We start from the raw sequence: 19,017 nt of genomic DNA on the forward strand, positions 1-19,017 counted from the left end.
GTGGGGGGGGGGGGGCGCGGGGTCGGGTGGGGGTGGGGGGATGGCTCGGCCAGGGCAGCGGTTCTCACCCCACCCCGGACTTCGTCCGACCCTCCCCATCGAGGGGAGGGTAAAGAAAATCGTCTCAGTCCAGCAGCGCGATCGCGGTCGGCGCGTCGGCGGCGTCGAGGGCGAGATCCTCGAACTCCGTGACCTTGTCGAGATCGGTGCCCATGGCGACGTTGGTGACGCGCTCGAGGATCACCTCGACCACCACCGGCACGCGCAGTTCGGCGGCCAGGCGCTTGGCTTCCAGGAAGCCCTCATGCAGCTTCTCCGGATCGGTGACCCGGATGGCGCGGCAGCCCAGACCCTCGACCACCTTGAGATGGTCGACGCCATAGACGCCCAGTTCCGGCGTGTTGATGTTCTCGAAGGAGAGCTGGACCTGGAAATCCATGTTGAAGCCGCGCTGGGACTGGCGGATCAGGCCGAGATAGGCGTTGTTCACCAGCACATGCACGTAAGGCAGGTTGAACTGGGCGCCGACCGCCAGTTCCTCGATCAGGAACTGGAAGTCGTAGTCGCCCGAGATCGCCACCACCGAGGCGCTGCGATCGGCGGCGCAAACGCCGAGCGCCGCCGGCAGCGTCCAGCCAAGCGGGCCGGCCTGGCCGCAATTGATCCAGCCCCTGGGCTTGTAGACATGCAGGAACTGGGCGGCCGCGATCTGCGACAGGCCGATGGTCGAGACATAGGTGGTTTCGCGGCCGAAAGCCTTATTCATCTCCTCATAGACGCGCTGCGGCTTGATCGGCGTCTCGGTGAAGTGGGTGCGGCGAAGCAGCGTCTTCTTGCGCTCGCGGCACTCCTCCAGCCAGGAGGAACGATCCTTGAGCTCGCCCTGCGCCTTCAGCTCACGGGCGGCTTCGATGAAGACGTCGAGCGCGGCGCCCGCATCCGAGGCGATGCCGTAATCGGGCGCGAAGACCCGGCCGATCTGGGTCGGCTCGATGTCGACATGCACGAATTTGCGGTCCTTGGTGTAGACCTCCACCGTGCCTGTATGCCGGTTGGCCCAGCGATTGCCGATGCCGAGCACGAAGTCGGAAGCGAGCAGCGTGGCATTGCCGTAGCGGTGGCTGGTCTGCAGGCCGGCCATGCCCACCATCAGCGGGTGGTCGTCGGGGATCGCGCCCCAGCCCATCAGGGTCGGAATCACCGGCACGCCGGTCAGCTCGGCGAAGGTGACGAGCTTGTCGGACGCATCGGCATTGATGATGCCGCCACCCGCCACGATCAGCGGGCGCTCGGCCGCCTGGAGGAGAGCGATGGCCTTGTCGATCTGGGCGCGGGTGGCCTTGGGCTTGTAGACGGGCAGCGGCTCATAGGTCTCCGGATCGAACTCGATCTCGGCCGTCTGCACGTCGAAGGGCAGGTCGATCAGCACCGGGCCGGGACGGCCCGAGCGCATCAGGTGGAAGGCCTGCTGGAAGGTGCCGGGCACCTGGGCTGGCTCCATCACGGTGACGGCCATCTTGGTGACGGGCTTGGCGATCGCGGCGATGTCGACGGCCTGGAAGTCCTCCTTGTGCAGGCGGGCGCGCGGGGCCTGCCCAGTGATGCACAGGATCGGAATGGAATCGGCAGCAGCCGAATAGAGGCCGGTGATCATGTCGGTGCCGGCCGGCCCGGAGGTGCCGATGCAGATGCCGATATTGCCGGCCTTGGCCCGCGTATAGCCCTCGGCCATGTGGGAAGCCGCCTCGACATGGCGGGCCAGCACATGCTTGATCTGGTTGCGCGGACGCAGCGCGGCGTAGAGCGGGTTGATCGCAGCACCCGGGACACCGAAGGCACAGGTGGCGCCTTCTTTCTCCATGATGTGCACAGCAGCTTCCGCCGCGGTCATGCGGGCCATGAGCGTTTCTCCTCAAGCATCTTCGATCCGCGGATCGGAAAGACGCGTCTATCTTTTTGAAATCACGCCCTGCACGCGACCGACGGGATCGAATCCGAGGCATGGTTGAATTGTTCGGCGGAGCGGTGTCTTCCGCTCTTTGCTGCCCGAAGATTGCAGGGACCGGGCTATTAGTCCAATATATGGTTCGATATAATCAATATCTCAAACATATGGATGAGCGACCGCCATGGAGAGTACGTACCCACGCCGTCATCCCGGAGGCATCGCGGCACGCAGGGATGCGCTGCCGATCCGGGATCGTATGCCGGACAGAGTGCCCCCCTCATCGAGCGGTCCCGTGTCTGCGAAGCAGCATTTCATGCCGCATCGCGCACGGGATGACCGGGGCGCGTAGCAGCTATGGAACTGCGCCATCTGCGCTACTTCATCGCCCTGGCGGAGGAGCTCAGCTTCACGGCCGCCGCCCAGCGCCTGCACATCTCGCAGCCTCCGCTGAGCCAGCAGATCCGCGATCTCGAGCACGAGCTCGGCGCGGTACTGTTCCTGCGCACCAGCCGCAGGGTCGTGCTGACCGAGGCCGGTACCGCCTTTCTCGCCCATGCCCGCAGCATCATCGCCAGCGCCGAGCTCGCCGCGACCCAGGTCAAGGCGATCGGCCAGGGCATGACGGGGGCCCTCAACGTGGCGGCGACCGGCTCCATGCTGCTCGGGCCGCTCGCAGCGCTGATGGCGGATTATCGGCGCCGGTTCCCTGGCGTGGTGATCGGCCTGCACGAAATGGCCCCCGAGGCCCAGCTCAATGCGCTCTCGACCCGGGCCGTCGACATCAGCTTCCTGCGCATGCCGCCGGAGGATGCCGGACTGGTGCGCGAAACCGCCTGGCGCGAGCCGGTCGGCGTCTTCCTGCCATCGGGGCATCGCCTCGCCGAGCGCGGCGCCATCGCCCTTGCCGACCTGCACGAGGACGAACACGTCTTCCTGCGGATGCGCGATTCCAGCTTTGCGGTCTATCTGCGGCAATGCTGCGTGGAAGCCGGCTTCATCCCGCGCATCAGCCAGCAGGTGATCGAATCCTATTCGCTGACCAGCCTGGTCGCGGCCGGTTTCGGCGTCGCCCTCGCTCCCCGCAGCGTCAGCGCCCTGTCACGGCCCGAGGTGATCTATCGCGATCTCGTGCCGCCCGCCCCCAGCGCCGATGTCAGCATGGTCTATCAGCGCGATCCCAGCCCGGTTCTGGCGCGCTTTCTCGGCTTCGCCCGCCGCTTCCTGGCGGATTGGCGCGCCCAGCCGGGCCGCCAATGAATGTTTCCGCAGGTCAGGAAACGGGAATGGCGGCCACGTCCCGGCGCAGGACCTTCAGGGCCGTCGACATCCAGATCCACACCCTTGCCGACTCGGCCTGTTCCTGCGCCAGAGTGACCTTCGTCCGGCTGTGATATTTGTAGGCGTCGTAGGCTTCCAGGGCGCCATAGGCTCCCGGCGCGGTATATTTCAGGATTTCGCGGGTCGTCCGGTCACCGGCCAGACGTTCCGCCAACGAAGGGGAAGGACGCCGCGCACTGCCGGCGCCGGGCGGCAGATAGTCGTTGGATTCGTTGATCATGCCGTCGGGATCGGCGACACCCCAAGGCGTGCCACCCATCCCGCCGTGGGTGCAGAAGAAATATTGCTGCTTGTAGATGGTGGAGGCGCCCGGCATGCGCCGGGTCGCATAGCTGCCGAACAGGGTCCGTGACGCCGTCTTCGGATCCCGGCGGGCATGGAAGCACACCCGGACATTGGGCGGAATGAAGAGCGGCGAATTGAAGGGCTGCCTGTCGACCGCATCGAACAGGAACAGGCCGTCGACGGGAATGCCCTCCAGCCCGAGCAGAAAAGCGGCATAGACTACGGCCGCGCCGCCACGGCTATAGCCGGCCAGGAAGACCCGCTTGGGTGCAGACGCCTTGTGCCGATAGCGCTCCCGCACGGAACGATAGGCGCCGATACCCAGGGCCGGCGTCGAGGCGCCATCAAAGCCCGGGCCCCGCCGGTAATATCGTGCCTCGTTGCCCCAGCTCCGGTACAAGCGCTGCACAAAACTGTTCTGGAATTCCGCCTCATAGGCCCGGTCCGAATAGGAGCCCGTGCCGTCGATGCCGGCATAGATATCGAGCGCCGCATTGGCCGCCGCAGTCCTGGCGTCGCGCTTGAGCTGCTCCTCATGCCGGGCAACCTCCATCGTGTACAGCACCGACATGTCATGGCTGTCGAAGGGAAAAGCGCCGTTCCAGTTCATTGGCCACCCCGAATGACCCGTGAAGTATATGGAACAGTCTATATGGACGCCTTGATGTCTCTCAAGAAGTATTATTTGACAGTTATATTAAGTGACGCACGGTAAATATTTACCAGTTTAGACAAAATTGATGCAAATGATATCAAGAAAGGTGCTTATTGGATCGGCGACGCCGCATGGCCGCTCTTGCCGGAATAGTCGCGCCGGGCGAGCTCCGGTGAAGATCAGCTGGCATGCTCCTTGCTTGCATTTCCTACGCGAGCCCGACGCGCGCCGCCGGCGACGCGGGGTGGGCTCGTCACTCCAGCGGCAAGGTGTGGCGTGCCGGCCGGTTGCGGGACAACCACCGAGCGCTGCCTCTTCGGACAGGAACATTCCGATGACTGTAGATGCGATTACGGCCCCGGCCGGCCGGAAACCACTGATCTATTCCCTCTTCCTGCAGGTCCTCCTGGCCCTTGCGCTCGGGGTCGTGCTCGGCATGGCCGCGCCGGGCTTCTCTGCCCAGCTGAAGGTCCTGAGCGACGGCTTCCTCAAGCTCATTTCGATGATCGTGGCTCCGATCGTCTTCTGCGTGGTGGTGAACGGCATCGCCGGCGTCGGGGATCTGCGCAAGGTCGGGCGCGTCGGCGTCAAGGCGCTGATCTATTTCGAGGTGGTGACAACGGTGGCCCTCGCCCTCGGCCTGCTGCTGGCTCTGCTCGCCGGTCCCGGCCACGGCATGAATGTCGACGCCTCCAAGCTCGATGCCGGCGCCATGGGTAGCTATGCCGACAATGCGCACAAGCTGCAGGGCGCGGGTGTCGGCAGCTTCATTCTCAATATCATCCCGACCACCTCGATCGACGCCCTCGCGCGCAACGACGTGCTGCAGGTCCTGTTCTTCGCCATCCTTTTCGGCACCAGCCTCGCCCTGGTGGGCGGCGAGAAGGCGGAAAGGATCTCCTCCTTCGTGGATGCCGTGGCGACGATCCTGTTCAAGACCATGTCGCTCATCGTGCGTCTCGCGCCCCTGGGCGTCCTCGGTGCCGTGGCCTACACGGTCGGCAAATACGGCGTGGGATCGCTGCAGCAGCTCGTCTCGCTGGTCGCCCTGTATTATGCCGCCGTCGCCGCCTTCGTCATCGTCGTGCTGGGCGGCATCATGGCGGCGGCCGGCATGAACATCTTCCGGTTCCTGGCCTATCTGCGCGCGGAACTCGCCATCGTCCTGGCGACCGCCTCTTCGGACGCCGTATTGCCGCAGGTGATGCGCAAGCTGGAGCATCTGGGCGTACGCAAATCGGTGGTCGGCCTGGTCATTCCCACCGGCTATTCCTTCAACCTCGATGCCTTCTCGATCTATCTCACGCTGGCCGTGGTCTTCATCGCCCAGGCCACCAACACGCCGCTGTCGCTCGGGGACCTGCTTCTGGTGCTGGGGGTCTCGCTGCTGACCTCGAAAGGGGCCCATGGCGTGCCGGGCTCGGCCATCGTGATCCTGGCGGCCACGCTCAACACGATCCCCTCTATCCCCGCCATCGGCCTGGTGCTCGTCCTCTCGGTCGACTGGTTCATCGGCATGGCCCGCGCCGTCGGCAACCTCGTCGGAAACTGCGTCGCCACCGTGGTCATTGCCGCCTGGGAAGGTGATCTCGACCGGCCGAGGGCCGCCAAGGTGCTCGGTGAGAGCGGCGACATGGCGGATTGAGGCGGACGGAATGGGAAGGCCACTCCCGCCACCCCGGCCCGGATATGGCGACATCGAACCTGCCTTGTTGCCGAACGAGGGAGCGGCAACCGCGCATCTCCCTCGCCCGGGTGCTTCCTATGGCGTTTTGCGATTAGACGGAGTCATCCAAGAATCGCGAAGACGCGTCGAAACAAAGAGATAGACCAAATAAGCGTTCACGCTTGAACGCGCTTTGCTCTAGGCCTTCGCGCCCGAGACTTTCACGCCCGGCGCCAGGGAGCGCAGGGCGTAGTAGATGACGCCCGCAATGGCGACGCCGAAGAACCAGCCATAGATGCCCCACCAGGCCGGAAGCCAGTTGGTCAGGTTGGGCAATATGGAGGAGAACAGCGCGCCGATGCCGGCCGCGATCAGGGCGTTGACATGCCAGCCGCCCTGGAAGCGGAATTCGCCATCCTCGCGGTAGAGTGCCTCGACGTCGATCTCGCCCCTGCGGATGAGATAATAGTCGACCAGCATCACCCCGAGGATCGGCCCCATGGTGGAGCCGATGACGCCGACGAAGCTGGCGGCGCTGCCTTCCCAGGGCGCGAAGGGATAGAGCACCAGGGCGATCAGGGCCGCGATATAGCCCCCCTTCTTGAAGTCGATGGCGCGCGGAAAGACATTGGCGAAATCGAAGGCCGGCGAGACGAAATTGGCCACGACATTGATGCCCAGCGTCGCCACCGCGAAGGTCAGCGCCGCCAGGAGCGCCAGGAACCAGCTGTCGAACTTCGCCGAGATCTGGTCGGGATGCAGCAGCACCTCGCCATAGACGTCATAGGCCGCGATGGTGGTGACGCCGGCCACCATGGAAAACAGCACCAGATTGACCGGCAGGCCCCAGAGATTGCCAGTGCGCACGGCCGCCTTGTCGGGCGCATAGCGGCTGAAATCGCAGAAATTCAGGTAGAGCGCCGAGAAATAGGTCACCCAGATCGCGGCGACCGCGAACAGCGAGGTCCAGGATCCGGGCGTGCCGGGCACGCCGGCATCCTTGGTCTTCTCCAGGAGGACATCGAGCGGAATATCGCTGGAAAAGGCGAAGCTGCCGGATTTGACGCATAGATAGATCGCCAGGATCAGCATCATCACCCATACCGCCGGCCCCGCCCAATCCTGGAAGCGGCGCACGGTTTCCATGCCCTTCTGGATGATCAGCAGCTGCAAGGCCCAGATCACCACGAAGCAGATCACTTCGAGCCCGGAATGGCCGAGGAAATGCACGTCGCGATGGAACTGGGCGAAGCTCTCCGAACGGATCAGCAGCGCGACGATGGCGCCGGAGGCGGCAGCCGTCTGGGCGCCATACCAGAAACAGGCCACGATGGCCCGCACCAGGGCCGGCAGGTTTGCGCCCCAGATGCCGAAAGAGGCGCGCGCCAGCACGGGATAGGGCACGCCGGTTTTCACGCCGGCATAGCCCATCAGGTTCATCAGCGCGTAGATGACCAGCGAGCCGATGCCGATGGCCACGATGAAATTGACGAAGCCGCCACAGAACAGGAACAAGCTGGCGGCGAGATAATAGCCCCACAGGCTGTGCACGTCGGACGTCCAGACGTTGAAGATGCTGAACGGTCCCCAATTGCGGACTTTCGCCGGCGCCAGATCCTCGTTGTAGAGGTCGGGCGATGCCCCTTTGATCTCCATAGCCAACTCTCCTGCCCCTGCCTGCCGGAGGTCATCGCATGACGTTTGGTAATGTCCGGCGGCGATTCCATTCGTCATTGCGGGATCGAATCTTGATCCTGCATATTGCAGTCAGGGCTTTCGCAGGAGGCAAGTCAATCAAGATAAGAACAATAAGAACCGATATTTTGCCTGTACTGAGCATTCTCGATTGTCGCCCCGGCCAATACTGCTCGAACCGGAGGCAGGCTGCCCAATCGCGGACCACAGGCACGCCCATGGCCGTGGCAGGCCGGCAATAAAAAACCCACCGTCGCCGATCCGCGACGGTGGGCGGATGCAGGGCGGATGCTGTCTCAGCCGCGCTTGCGCGGCTTCTTCGGCTCGCCCATCACATAGGTCTCTTCGACCGCACGGTCGTCGCCCATGGTGATCAGGATGAAAAGTTCTTCGGGCAGGGTGGTCACCGTCTCCATGCGGTGCGCCATGGCGGGAGTCGCCCTGGCATCGAGCACGACGGCATCGCATTCATGGCCCGGCTCGAAACTGCCGATCAGGTGATCGAGGCCGATGGCGATGGCATTGCCGCGCGTCATCGCATGGAACAGCGCCAGCGAATCCAGGCGCTGGCCCTGCAATTGCAGCACCTTGTAGGCCTCGTTCATGGTCTGCAGCATGGAATAGGACGTGCCGCCGCCAATATCGGTGGCGACGCCGATGCGCACCGGCCGCCTGGGCTCGCGCATCGCCTTCCAATCGAACAGGCCGGAGCCCAGGAAGAGATTGGAGGTCGGGCAGAACACGGCCACCGCATCGGCATCCGCATAGCGCTGGCGTTCGCTCTCGGACAGATGGATCGAGTGCCCCATCAGCGACTTGCGGCCGAACAGCCCGTATTTCTCGTAGATCGCGGTATAGTCGGCGCATTCGGGATAGAGCCGCTTGGCGGTGGCGACCTCTTCCAGATTTTCCGAGATATGGGTCTCGACCAGGCAGTCGGGATGTTCGCGCGACAGGGCCGCCGCAGCTTCGAGCTGCTCGGGGGTGGAGGTGATGGCAAAGCGCGGCGCGATGGCATAGAGCTGCCGGCCCCGGCCGTGCCAGCGCCCGATCAGGGCCTTGCTGTCATCGTAGCCGGACTGGGGGGTGTCGGTGAGCGCGTCGGGCGCATAGCGATCCATCATCACCTTGCCGGCGGCCATGCGGGTGTTGCGGCGCTCGGACTCGGCAAAGAAAGCCTCGGCCGAGGCCGAATGCACCGAGCAGAAGGCGACAGCCGTGGTGGTGCCGTTGGAGAGCAGTTCGTCGAAGAAGAAGGCGGCGCCGCGCGCGGCATGCGCCGGATCTCCATATTTCTGCTCCTCGACGAAGGTATAGGTGTTGAGCCAGTCGAGCAGCTGGGCGGCCCAGGAGGCCACCACCTGGGTCTGCGGCAGATGGATATGGGGATCGATGAAGCCCGGCGTGATCAGCCGGCCCGAATGATCGTGGATTGCGGCGCCGGCGGGAAGGGCCGGGCGCAGAACGGACGTCTCGCCGACCGCCAGGATCATGCCGCCGGCCAGGACCAGCAGGCCGTCCTCGATATAGCGCACGGCGCCCGCGCCATGCTCCTCGGGGCGCTCCACGAACCAGAGCAGGCGGCCGCGCAGGGCCGTATCCGCCCGCGAGATATCCTTCGTCGTCACAACGTCGCTTCCTTCTGGCTGGCGCGCAGGGCGCCCGATCAGAGCAAAATGCGGTTCACCCTAACCGCCCTTTCTCTCTAACCTATTGTTTTTCATGCATTTTCTTTGTCAAAAAGTCTGTCAACTTTTCTGGAAAATGCTCTAAGGCGCCTTGCGATCAACGGGTCGGCCGTAATCGCAAAACGCCTCGAAACAAGGCGTCGGCACAAATGAGCGCCCAGGCGTGAACGCGCTTTGCTCGGGTGAAGACGCTGAGTCTTCAATGCGAGCATGAGCGTCGGTCCTGCAACTGCGTCAAGATCCCATGGCCTGGCCCACCGATCGTGCGAGACATCATAACCATATCTTGGCCGGGCGATTGTCACATTTTATTGGGAAGTCCTTCATATGACGCCCGTCTACCGCTGCAAGGCCCGTCGGGAAATTATAAGTGCTACAAAGAGGCTCAAGCACCTTGCGGCCTGCCGGCATCGGCATGAAGCGCAAGGGCGCCCCGGCCAGTCCTCCGGATTGGCCTGGAAGCAACGAATTGGTGCAGGCAGGCGTTCAAGCCGAACGTGCCTTGTTCCGAAGCGAGCCCGACGAGGAGACCTTGGGAGGAAATTACCGGCGCAGGGAGGCCGGATCGACCCCTCCGATCAGATTCCGATCTCGCTCGAGATCGGCCGGGCTCCAGTCCCGGTTCCAGCCACTTGGCATGCTCGCCGCCGTGCATCCGTTCTCGGATCGCCAGTCGTCGGGCATGCAGTGATATGTTCGGGATCGGGCAATTCGCCTGGCTCGCTTCAGTGCCTTCATCGACTATGCTGCAGGGCCGGAAAGCCGGAAAGCCGGCCAAAAGACCTCGCCAAACCACACGGATGATCATGCGCCGAACCGTAAGATTCCTACTCAACGATCGCGAGTTCTCGCTGGAGGGCTTCGACCCTACGCTGACGCTGCTGGATTGGCTGCGCAACGAGCGCCGGCTCGTCGGCACCAAGGAAGGCTGCGCCGAGGGCGATTGCGGCGCCTGCACGGTGCTGATCGGCCGGCTGCGTGATGGCGAACTGCGCTATGAAGCCATCAATGCCTGTATCCGCTTCGTGGCCACCCTCGATGCCTGCCACATCGTCACCGTCGAGCATCTGAAGAAGGCCAGCGGCGGCCTGCATCCGGTCCAGCAGGCCATGGTGGAGCTGCACGGCTCGCAATGCGGCTTCTGCACGCCCGGCATCGTGATGTCCCTGACCGCGCTGTGGCTCGGCGCCGCGCAGGCCCCCTCGCGCGAACGCATCGAAGAAGCCCTCGCCGGCAATCTGTGCCGCTGCACCGGCTATGGCCCGATCATCTCGGCGCTCGACCGGGCCTATGAGATCGAGGCCTCCAGCGCCGATTCCCTCAATGTCGGCCGCGCCGAGGTCGCCCGAAAGCTGGCCGGCCTCGCCGACCGGGAGGTCATCGAGATTTCCGAAGGCGGCCGCAGGCTGTTCGCCCCCGCCACCGCCGACCAGCTCGCCGAACTCACGGCCGCTCATCCCGATGCCACCCTGGTTGCCGGCGCCACCGATGTCGGCCTGTGGATCACCAAGATGCTGATGCGTCCGGCCACCGTGATCGCCCTTGGCCGCATCGGCGAGCTCGACCGCATCGAGGACAAGGGCGACCACCTGGTCATCGGCGCCCTGGCCTCGGTCAGCGACGCCCGCGCCGCGCTGGGCGGACTCGACCCGCAGATCGACGAACTCATCCGCCGCTTCGGCTCGGAGCAGGTGCGCAATGCCGGCACCATCGGCGGCAATGTCGCCAATGGCTCGCCCATCGGCGATTCCCCGCCGGTGCTGATCGCCCTCGGCGCCAGCGTGATCCTGCGGCGAGGCAGCGAGCGGCGCACCGTGCCGCTGGAGCAGTTCTTCATCGCCTATAAGAAGCAGGATCGCCAGCCGGGCGATTTCGTCGAGGCCCTGATCGTGCCCAAGCCCAGGCCGGGCACGCTGTTCCACGTCTCCAAGATCTCCAAGCGCTTCGACGAGGACATCTCGGCCGTGTGCGCCGCCTTCCGCCTCGAGCAGGACGAGGCGGGGCTGACCACCAACGCCGTGCTGGCCTTCGGCGGCATGGCCGCCACCCCCAAGCGCGCCGCCGCCGCGGAGGCGGCCCTTGCCGGACGGGCCTTCGACGCCCAGGCCGCCGAGGCCGCAGCCCTCGCTTTGGCCAGCGATTTCAAGCCCCTCGACGACTGGCGGGCCAGCGCGCGCTACCGCTCGACGGTGGCCGCCAATCTGATCCGCCGTTTCCAGGCCGAGACGGCCACCGGTTCCGTTCACCGGGTTGCCGGCATCCTCCGGAGTGACGCCCATGCATAAGCCCGTCTTCGCTGCAAATCGCGATCAGGTCACCGGCGGCGTCTACCAATCCACCCGCCACGATTCCGGCCACAAGCATGTGGCCGGCGAGGCCCTCTATATCGACGACATGCCCGAACCGGCCGGCCTGCTGCACGCCGCCCTCGGCCTGTCGCATTGCGCCCATGGCCTGATCAAGGAGATCGACCTCTCGGCGGTGAAGGACAGCCCCGGCGTCGAGCTGGTGCTCACGGCCGCCGACATTCCCGGCGTCAACGACATCAGCCCCTCCAACCATCACGACGACCCGGTCTTTGCCGAGGGCAAGGTGATGTTCTACGGCCAGCCGATCTTCGCCGTGATCGCCCGCACCCGCAACGAGGCGCGCCTCGCCGCCGCCAAGGCCAGGATCACCTATGAGGAGCTGCCGGCGGTTCTCGACATCGCCGCCGCCCGCAAGAACGGCCAGGATTTCGTCGCCGAGCCGATGAGCCTCAACCGCGGCGATCTCGATGCGGCGATGGCCGCCGCCCCCCGGCGCATCAAGCGCTCGATGAATCTCGGCGGCCAGGAGCATTTCTATCTGGAAAGCCACATCGCCCTTGCCGTGCCGGGCGAGGACGGCGACGTCACCGTCTATTCCTCCACCCAGCATCCCAGCGAGATCCAGCACGCGGTGGCGCATGTGCTCGGCGTGCCGAGCAACGCCATCACCTGCGAGATCCGCCGCATGGGCGGCGGCTTCGGCGGCAAGGAGACCCAGGGCAACATTTTCGCTGCCATCGCTGCCCTGGCGGCGCGGCGCACCGGCCAGGCGGTCAAGCTCAGGCCCGACCGCGACGACGACATGGTCGCCACCGGCAAGCGCCACGATTTCGTGATCGACTATGAGGTCGGTTTCGACGACGAAGGCCACATCCTGGCCGTCGACATCCTGTTCGCCGCTCGCTGCGGCTTCTCGGCCGACCTCTCCGGCCCGGTGACCGATCGTGCGCTGTTCCATGCCGACAACGCCTATTTCTATCCGGCCGTGCGCCTCAACGCCCAGCCCTGGCGCACCCACACCGTCTCCAACACCGCTTTTCGCGGGTTCGGCGGACCGCAGGGGGTGGTCGGCGCCGAACGCCTGATCGAGGAAGTGGCCTATGCCACCGGCAAGGATCCTCTGGAGATCCGCAAGCTCAACTTCTATGGCGGACCCGACCGCGACCTCACGCCCTATCACCAGACGGTGGAGGCGGACCTCTCGGCGGAGATCATCGCCAAGCTCGAGGAATCCAGCGACTACCAGGCCCGGCGCGCCGAAATCCGCGCCGAGAATCTCAGGGAGAATGCCCGCGGCGGCCCCTTCCGGCGCGGCATCGCGCTCACCCCGGTCAAGTTCGGCATCTCCTTCACCAATAGCTGGCAGAACCAGGCCGGCGCCCTGGTGAACGTCTATACCGACGGGTCGGTGAGCGTGAACCATGGCGGCACCGAGATGGGCCAGGGCCTCTACATCAAGGTGGCCCAGGTGGTGGCGCAGGCCTTCCAGATCGATCTCGACATGGTCAAGATCACGCCGACCACCACCGCCAAGGTGCCCAACACCTCACCGACGGCCGCCTCCTCCGGCACCGATCTCAACGGCATGGCGGCGCTGAATGCCTGCAACAACATCAAGGAGCGCATGATCGCCTATGCCGTGGAAAAGCACGGCGTTCCCGCCGACCAGGTCGAGTTCCTGCCCGGCCGCGTGCGGGTGGGCAACCGCGAGATCGAATGGCCGGACTTCGTCAAGGAAGTCTACAGCAACCGCATCCAGCTCTCCTCCTCCGGCTTCTATCGCACCCCCGACATCCATTGGGACCGCAAGGCCGGGCGCGGCCGCGCCTTCTACTATTATTCCTACGGCGCCGCCGCCTCGGAAGTCACGATCGACACCCTCACCGGCGAATACCGGGTCGAGCGCGTCGACATCCTGCACGATGTCGGTTCCTCGCTGAATCCGGCCATCGACATCGGCCAGATCGAGGGCGGCTTCGTGCAGGGCATGGGCTGGCTGACCACCGAGGAGCTGTGGTGGGACGACAAGGGGCGCCTGCGCACCCACGCGCCCTCCACCTACAAGATCCCGGTGGCCTCCGACCGGCCGCGCATCTTCAACATCGAGCTGCTCAACAAGCCCAACCATATGCCCTCGATCCACCGCTCCAAGGCCGTGGGCGAGCCGCCACTGGTGCTGCCGATCTCCGTCCTGCATGCCCTGTCGGACGCAGTGGCCAGCATCGGCGACTACAAGATCTTCCCCGATCTCGATGCGCCCGCCACGCCCGAGCGCGTCCTCTTCGCGGTCGAGGCGATGCGCGCCAAGGTGCGGGAGAGGAACGGAAGCCATGGTTGATCTCGAGATCGGCAAGCTCCTCGCCACGATCGAGGCCGACGGCCGCCAGGGCATCCTGGTCGAGATCACGGCGGCACTGGGCTCGACGCCGCGCGGCGTCGACGCGCTGATGCTGGTGACATCAGATGCGGTTGCCGGCACCATCGGCGGCGGCCATCTCGAATTCCATGCCATCGACGTGGCCCGCTCTATGATTGCCGAAGGCAAAGAAGGATGGCTCTCCGAGGGCAGGGATGGCGCCGGCCCGGTCTCGCAGACCATGGACCTCCCGCTCGGCCCGACGATGGGCCAGTGCTGCGGCGGCCATGTCACCCTGCGCTTCGAGCCAGTGACCGCCAGGCTGGCCGCCTGGCTCGGCGATCGCGAGGCAAAGCTCCTGGACGACAGGCCGCCGGTGCTGGTCTTCGGGCTCGGCCATACCGGCCGGGCGCTCGCGAGCATGCTTTCGCTGCTGCCCTTCGCCGTGACGCTGGTGGACGATCGCGCGGAGATGCTCGCCGGCCTGCCCGACAATTGCCGCGTGCGGCATCTGGAGGATCCGGCCGACGCCATCGCGGACGCCCCCGCCGGCGCCGCCTACATCATCCTCACCCACAGCCATGCGCTCGACTACCGCCTGACCGAGGCGGCCCTGGAACGCCGCGACGCCGCCTATGTCGGCATGATCGGCTCCAAGACCAAGCGCAAGCGTTTCGAAAGCCAGTTCCTGCGCAACAGCGGCACCCTCGCCATGCTCGGTGAATTGACCTGCCCGATCGGCGGCGCCGATGTCGACGACAAGCGCCCCGAAATCATTGCCAGCCTGACGGCGGCCGAGCTGGTGCGATGCTTCGCCCAGCGCGCGGCCAGGCTGCAACGGCCCGCCTGGGCTTCGGCCAAGGCGGGTATCGCGACCACGACCGGCTGACACCCGGTTTCATACCGGCCCCCCGGCCAGAACCGTCCCTGGAATGTCCCTGAAGTACCCGGCGCTCTTCTCCCGCTCGCGGCGAGGATCGCCTCTGCACGCCCATGCCACAGCACTGAAATAGCCGTCGACACTCCGCTCAGGCCGGTGCGACGGCCGATCGTAACGATCAGGAGGGGAGATGTCTCAATGACGACGCTGACACAGACCAACGGGTCGGCAAGTACCGCCTCGGAAGGGACCTCAAGGGTCCATCCCGTCGACGAGGTCCTGCCGATCGCCAAACTGGCGACCTACGGCTTCCAGCACGTGCTGGCCTTCTATGCCGGCGCGGTGCTGGTGCCGATCATCGTGGCGAGCGCCCTCAAGCTCTCGCCCGAACAGCTCATCCACCTCATCAATGCCGATCTGTTCACCTGCGGCATCGCCTCCATCATCCAGGCGGTCGGCATCGGCAATATCGGCGTCCGGCTGCCCCTGCTGCAGGGCGTGACCTTCACCGCCGTGAGCCCGATGATCGCCATCGGCCTCGCCGCCGGCGGCGGCACCGAAGGCCTGCTTTCCATCTATGGCTCGGTGCTGGTGGCCGGCCTGTTCACCTTCGCCGTCGCCTCCCATTTCGCCAGGCTCACCCGCTTCTTCCCGCCGGTGGTGACGGGATCGGTGATCCTCATCATCGGTGTGGCGCTGTTGCCGGTGGCAGCCAACGATATCGTGGTGGGCAAGGGCCCGAACGCGATGCAAGACCCGGTCCTGCTCAAGAACCTCGCTTACGCCTTCGGCACGCTGGCGCTGATCGTCGGCATCCAGCGCGTGTTCACCGGTTTCATGCAAACGGTGGCGGTGCTGATCGGCCTGGTCGCCGGCACCCTGGTAGCCTGGGCCCTCGGCGACGCGCATTTCGGCGAGGTCGCCAATGCCGGCTGGGTGGGCTACACCTCGCCCTTCTATTTCGGCTGGCCAACCTTCTCGATCACCGCGATCCTGTCCATGATGGTGGTGATGATCATCACCATGGTCGAGACCACCGGCGACGTCTTCGCCACCGGCGAGATCGTCAAGAAGCGCATCGCCCCCGAGGATATCGGCCGTGCCATCCGCGCCGACGGCCTCGCCACCTTCATCGGCGGTGTGCTCAATTCCTTCCCCTATACCTGCTTTGCCGAGAATGTCGGCCTGGTGCGTCTCACCCAGGTCAAGAGCCGCTGGGTGATCGTCGCCGCCGGCGTGATCATGATCATCCTGGGTTCGCTGCCCAAGGCCGCGGCCATCGTCGCCGGCATACCGCATCCGGTGCTCGGCGGCGCGGCGCTCGCCATGTTCGCGGCCGTGGCCGTGGTGGGCATCCAGACGCTCAGCAAGGTCGATTTCAACAACCACAACAACATCGTGATCGTCTCGACCAGCGTGGGTCTCGGCATGCTGGTGACGGCGCAGCCCTTCGTCGCCAACGCCTTTCCGCAATGGGCCCAGATCATCTTCGGTTCGGGCATCACGCTGGGCGCCATCTCCGCCATCGCCCTGAACATCATCTTCAACCATGTCGGCAAGGTGCACAGCCCCGCCGTGGCCGGTCGCCCCGGCGGCACGCTGGTCACCCTGGCCGATGTCAACAAGATGAGCAGCGCCGAGTTCGCCAAGACCTTCGGCGGCCTGGTCGAGAACACGCCCTGGGTGCTGGAGCGGGCCTATGCGCTGCGTCCCTTCGCCGACACCATCGCGCTGCGTTCGGCCTTCCATGACGCCCTGCTCACCGGTTCGGCCGAGGAACAGCTGCAATTGCTGAATTCCTTTGCCGATCTCGGCAGCGAAGGCGACGCCGGCAATGTCTATCTGCTCGACCATTCCGATGCCGGCCTCGACAATGAGGACCTGGCCGAGGTCAACAAGCTGGCCGGGGCCTACCGCAAGCATTTCGGCTTCCCGCTAATCATCTGCGCGCATGAGGTCGAGCGCTATGAGCGGGTGCTGGCGAGCGGCTGGTCGCGCATGGCCAACTCGCCGACAGTCGAGCGCTCCTCCGGCCTGATCGAGATCGCCAAGATCGCCAATGTCCGCTTCGACAAGCTGGTGGCCAACGCCAATCCGATCGCGACCTCCCATCTGGTGCAATTGCAGGAACGGTTCGCCTAGAGCAAAGCACGTTCAAGCGTGCGCGCTTCCTTGTTCCAACTCTTTGTTCTGACGCGTCTTTGCGATTCCAGCTGACTCCGTCTAGTCGCAAAACGCCATGAGGCGGACCGCGAAGAAGGCCCCCGGCACCGCCTGCCCGGGGGCCTTTTGCATTTGTAACCTTCGCCTTGCAGGGGGGCTGCCCCGGCAGGGTTGTTTGTGACAGCCCGATGACGCATGGTCTGCCCGATTCACAATCGAAGGACCGGCACGTGGGTGACACCAAGAAGAAAATTTATGAATATTTGATCGAAGGAGCAACGTCTGGCCTCTCCGACGAGGCTCTCTATACGTATATCGTCGGGCGCGTCTCGAAGGCCAACAGCAAACGGATCGCCAGGGCAGGTTTCCTTGCCCTCAGCGACCCGACGTTGACTGATCGAAATGTCCTGAACACGATTTATGCTTTGGCCATCAAGCATAGGTTGGCCGACAGCAGCGCGGAAGAGGCCGAAGAGACAGCGGAAGAAAGGCCTCGCAAGGCCAAAGCTTCCGGTGCCAAAGCTTCCGACGCAAAGGCTTCCAACTCCAAGGCCGCAAGCCTGCCCTTGCCGGACAAGAAGCCCAAGAAATCCTGATCCCTCGCAGGCGCTGGGCCGGTCTTGGAAGGAGCCGGCTCAGCGTTCGTCGAGCTTCAAGGCCAGCCTGAGGGCCGCAAGGCTCTGCTCGGCGCCGTCCTTTTCCCAATAGCAGGTATGGGTGAAGAAACGGCGGAGATATCGCCGGCCCATGGTGACGGAGACATCCCGGACACCGTTGCCGAAATTCTCGCGGAGCGGCCCCGAAATGATGTCGCCGAGAAGGATAGCCTTGGCCGGGTCGTAGATATTGGTCCAGCGCACCGCCGCGAACGGGGCGGCGTGATGCAGCCGCATCGCCGCCGCCGGATTGGACACGGAATAGGCGTAATCGCCGTCGACCTCGACGGCCGGCGGCGAGGTCGGCAGGCGCCGCGCCTCCTTGTCCTCGGCCAGCACCTTGTCGTCGCGGGCCATCAGGAACTCGGCATGGGTGAGCGGGCTGCCGAGGGTGACGAGATCGGAGATCAGCCAGCTTTGTTTCACATCGGCCTGGGCATCGCGCAGGCAGCGGAAGAGAGCGTTCTGCTCCTTCTGGTATTTGTCGAGGCGTTCACGGTTCGAGGGATCGGCATCGAGGCCCGTCGCGGCCACCTTGAGCGCCGCCAAGGCGGCCGCCGCCTTGCTGCCCGGCGCGAATGTCCGCGCCGGGATCTCCTCGGCCCAGAGAATGCGGATGAGGTCATAGGCGATGATGCTGCCCAGGCTGTGGCCCACCAGGATGATGCGGTCATACTCGCCGCTCTTCGACAAGGTCCGCAGCAGCTCGAGCCCCCTCTTGCGGATCTCGCGGCGCGCCTGGATATTGGCGGGCTTGGCACGGACATAATGCGCCACGTCGCCGAAGGTGGCCACGACGGCACGCAGGAACAAGGCGCCGAAGAAGGTCATAACCCCGAGCGCGAGGTTGACACCTATCCCGAGCTTCCAATCCAGCATTTGAGCCAGGGCCTGCAGCCCGACGAGGCCCAGCACGAGGAGGGTCAGGATCCAGAGCAGCAGCCAGACCGCCCAGACGTCGGCGGGAACCTGGCTCGGCCAGCGGAACAACAGCGACATGAACCAATCGCGGATTTGCGCCGTGGTGTTGCTGGCCGTGAGATCGGCCCAGTAGAACTCGAAGAAATCGACGCGCGGCCCCCTGCCCCCCGACTGACCGCTGCCCGCACGGGTGGTGATGCGATAGAGCTCGTTGGAATCGTTGCGGGTATCCGGCTTCCACCAGACCGGATTTCCCGTATCCGGCGGATCATACGGACGGCGCGCGTGGATGTCCGGATTGTCGGTCCAGACGGTTTTGACGAAACCCCGAAGCGTCGCCATGGGCATCTGCTCGCCCATGCCGTGCGTGAGAATGACGGCATTCTTGCGGTCCGGCATCATGCGCCCCCGACATCGAGACCCGGCAGCCTCCTCCGGCGCGGCCGCCCGGGAGACA

12 protein-coding genes are annotated in these 19,017 nt (G+C 65.0%); 7 read left to right on the plus strand and 5 right to left on the minus strand.

The window, feature by feature from the left end; genetic code table 11:
* Positions 1-124: 124 nt before the first annotated feature.
* A complete protein-coding gene (gcl, locus tag J8I29_RS08410; protein WP_209431312.1) occupies positions 125-1,900 on the minus strand; it encodes a glyoxylate carboligase in 1,776 nt (591 codons plus the stop codon).
* A 402-nt stretch (positions 1,901-2,302) separates the two neighbouring features.
* On the opposite strand from gcl, the gene J8I29_RS08415 reads away from it, so the two are divergent.
* Complete coding sequence (locus J8I29_RS08415) at positions 2,303-3,205, plus strand: LysR substrate-binding domain-containing protein (RefSeq protein WP_209431313.1); 903 nt, start codon at positions 2,303-2,305, stop codon at positions 3,203-3,205.
* Positions 3,206-3,218: 13 nt separating this feature from the next.
* Here J8I29_RS08415 and J8I29_RS08420 read toward each other — a convergent pair whose 3' ends face one another.
* Entirely contained in the window at positions 3,219-4,181 is a 963-nt protein-coding gene (locus tag J8I29_RS08420) for a hypothetical protein (protein WP_209431314.1), read from the minus strand.
* Positions 4,182-4,560: 379 nt separating this feature from the next.
* On the opposite strand from J8I29_RS08420, the gene dctA reads away from it, so the two are divergent.
* Complete coding sequence (dctA, locus tag J8I29_RS08425; RefSeq protein WP_105860813.1) at positions 4,561-5,871, plus strand: C4-dicarboxylate transporter DctA; 1,311 nt, start codon at positions 4,561-4,563, stop codon at positions 5,869-5,871.
* A 219-nt stretch (positions 5,872-6,090) separates the two neighbouring features.
* Here the strand turns inward: dctA and J8I29_RS08430 are convergent, their stop codons facing one another.
* Together J8I29_RS08430 and guaD are read right to left on the minus strand one after the other, a co-directional pair.
* On the minus strand, positions 6,091-7,548 hold the full coding sequence (locus tag J8I29_RS08430) for an NCS1 family nucleobase:cation symporter-1 (protein ID WP_105860814.1): 1,458 nt from the start codon (positions 7,546-7,548) through the stop codon (positions 6,091-6,093).
* 335 nt (positions 7,549-7,883) lie between these two features.
* Positions 7,884-9,215: a guanine deaminase gene (guaD, locus tag J8I29_RS08435; protein ID WP_348535991.1), complete on the minus strand. Its 1,332-nt coding sequence runs from the start codon at positions 9,213-9,215 to the stop codon at positions 7,884-7,886.
* An 866-nt stretch (positions 9,216-10,081) separates the two neighbouring features.
* Here guaD and xdhA point away from each other — a divergent pair.
* The 5 genes from xdhA to J8I29_RS08460 all read left to right on the plus strand — a co-directional run bounded on the left by xdhA (position 10,082) and on the right by J8I29_RS08460 (position 17,579).
* Positions 10,082-11,560, plus strand: coding sequence for a xanthine dehydrogenase small subunit (gene xdhA / locus J8I29_RS08440; RefSeq protein ID WP_209431315.1), 1,479 nt, complete (start codon positions 10,082-10,084; stop codon positions 11,558-11,560).
* Positions 11,553-13,922 (plus strand): xanthine dehydrogenase molybdopterin binding subunit, encoded by a 2,370-nt coding sequence (gene xdhB, locus J8I29_RS08445; protein ID WP_209431316.1) that lies wholly within the window; start codon positions 11,553-11,555, stop codon positions 13,920-13,922. The genes xdhA and xdhB overlap by 8 nt, the downstream gene beginning before the upstream one ends.
* Positions 13,915-14,829: a xanthine dehydrogenase accessory protein XdhC gene (xdhC, locus tag J8I29_RS08450; protein ID WP_209431317.1), complete on the plus strand. Its 915-nt coding sequence runs from the start codon at positions 13,915-13,917 to the stop codon at positions 14,827-14,829. The genes xdhB and xdhC overlap by 8 nt, the downstream gene beginning before the upstream one ends.
* 189 nt (positions 14,830-15,018) lie before the next feature.
* Complete coding sequence (locus J8I29_RS08455) at positions 15,019-16,962, plus strand: solute carrier family 23 protein (RefSeq protein WP_209431318.1); 1,944 nt, start codon at positions 15,019-15,021, stop codon at positions 16,960-16,962.
* Positions 16,963-17,213: 251 nt separating this feature from the next.
* Positions 17,214-17,579 (plus strand): hypothetical protein, encoded by a 366-nt coding sequence (locus J8I29_RS08460; protein ID WP_348535992.1) that lies wholly within the window; start codon positions 17,214-17,216, stop codon positions 17,577-17,579.
* A 39-nt stretch (positions 17,580-17,618) separates the two neighbouring features.
* On the opposite strand, the gene J8I29_RS08465 is transcribed toward J8I29_RS08460, so the two are convergent.
* Positions 17,619-18,959 carry a hypothetical protein gene (locus tag J8I29_RS08465; RefSeq protein WP_209431320.1) on the minus strand — a complete coding sequence of 447 codons (1,341 nt, stop codon included), beginning with the start codon at positions 18,957-18,959 and terminating at the stop codon, positions 17,619-17,621.
* Positions 18,960-19,017: the final 58 nt, after the last annotated feature.

Source organism: Labrys sp. LIt4 (assembly GCF_017813775.1).
Classification (GTDB): Bacteria; Pseudomonadota; Alphaproteobacteria; order Rhizobiales; family Labraceae; genus Labrys; species Labrys okinawensis_A.

Coding starts and splice junctions, on each gene's coding strand:
- gcl (WP_209431312.1), bottom strand. CDS start 1,900: ATGGCCCGCATGACCGCGGCGGAAGCTGCTGTGCACATCATGGAGAAA.
- J8I29_RS08415 (WP_209431313.1), top strand. CDS start 2,303: ATGGAACTGCGCCATCTGCGCTACTTCATCGCCCTGGCGGAGGAGCTC.
- J8I29_RS08420 (WP_209431314.1), bottom strand. CDS start 4,181: ATGAACTGGAACGGCGCTTTTCCCTTCGACAGCCATGACATGTCGGTG.
- dctA (WP_105860813.1), top strand. CDS start 4,561: ATGACTGTAGATGCGATTACGGCCCCGGCCGGCCGGAAACCACTGATC.
- J8I29_RS08430 (WP_105860814.1), bottom strand. CDS start 7,548: ATGGAGATCAAAGGGGCATCGCCCGACCTCTACAACGAGGATCTGGCG.
- xdhA (WP_209431315.1), top strand. CDS start 10,082: ATGCGCCGAACCGTAAGATTCCTACTCAACGATCGCGAGTTCTCGCTG.
- xdhB (WP_209431316.1), top strand. CDS start 11,553: ATGCATAAGCCCGTCTTCGCTGCAAATCGCGATCAGGTCACCGGCGGC.
- xdhC (WP_209431317.1), top strand. CDS start 13,915: ATGGTTGATCTCGAGATCGGCAAGCTCCTCGCCACGATCGAGGCCGAC.
- J8I29_RS08455 (WP_209431318.1), top strand. CDS start 15,019: ATGACGACGCTGACACAGACCAACGGGTCGGCAAGTACCGCCTCGGAA.
- J8I29_RS08465 (WP_209431320.1), bottom strand. CDS start 18,959: ATGCCGGACCGCAAGAATGCCGTCATTCTCACGCACGGCATGGGCGAG.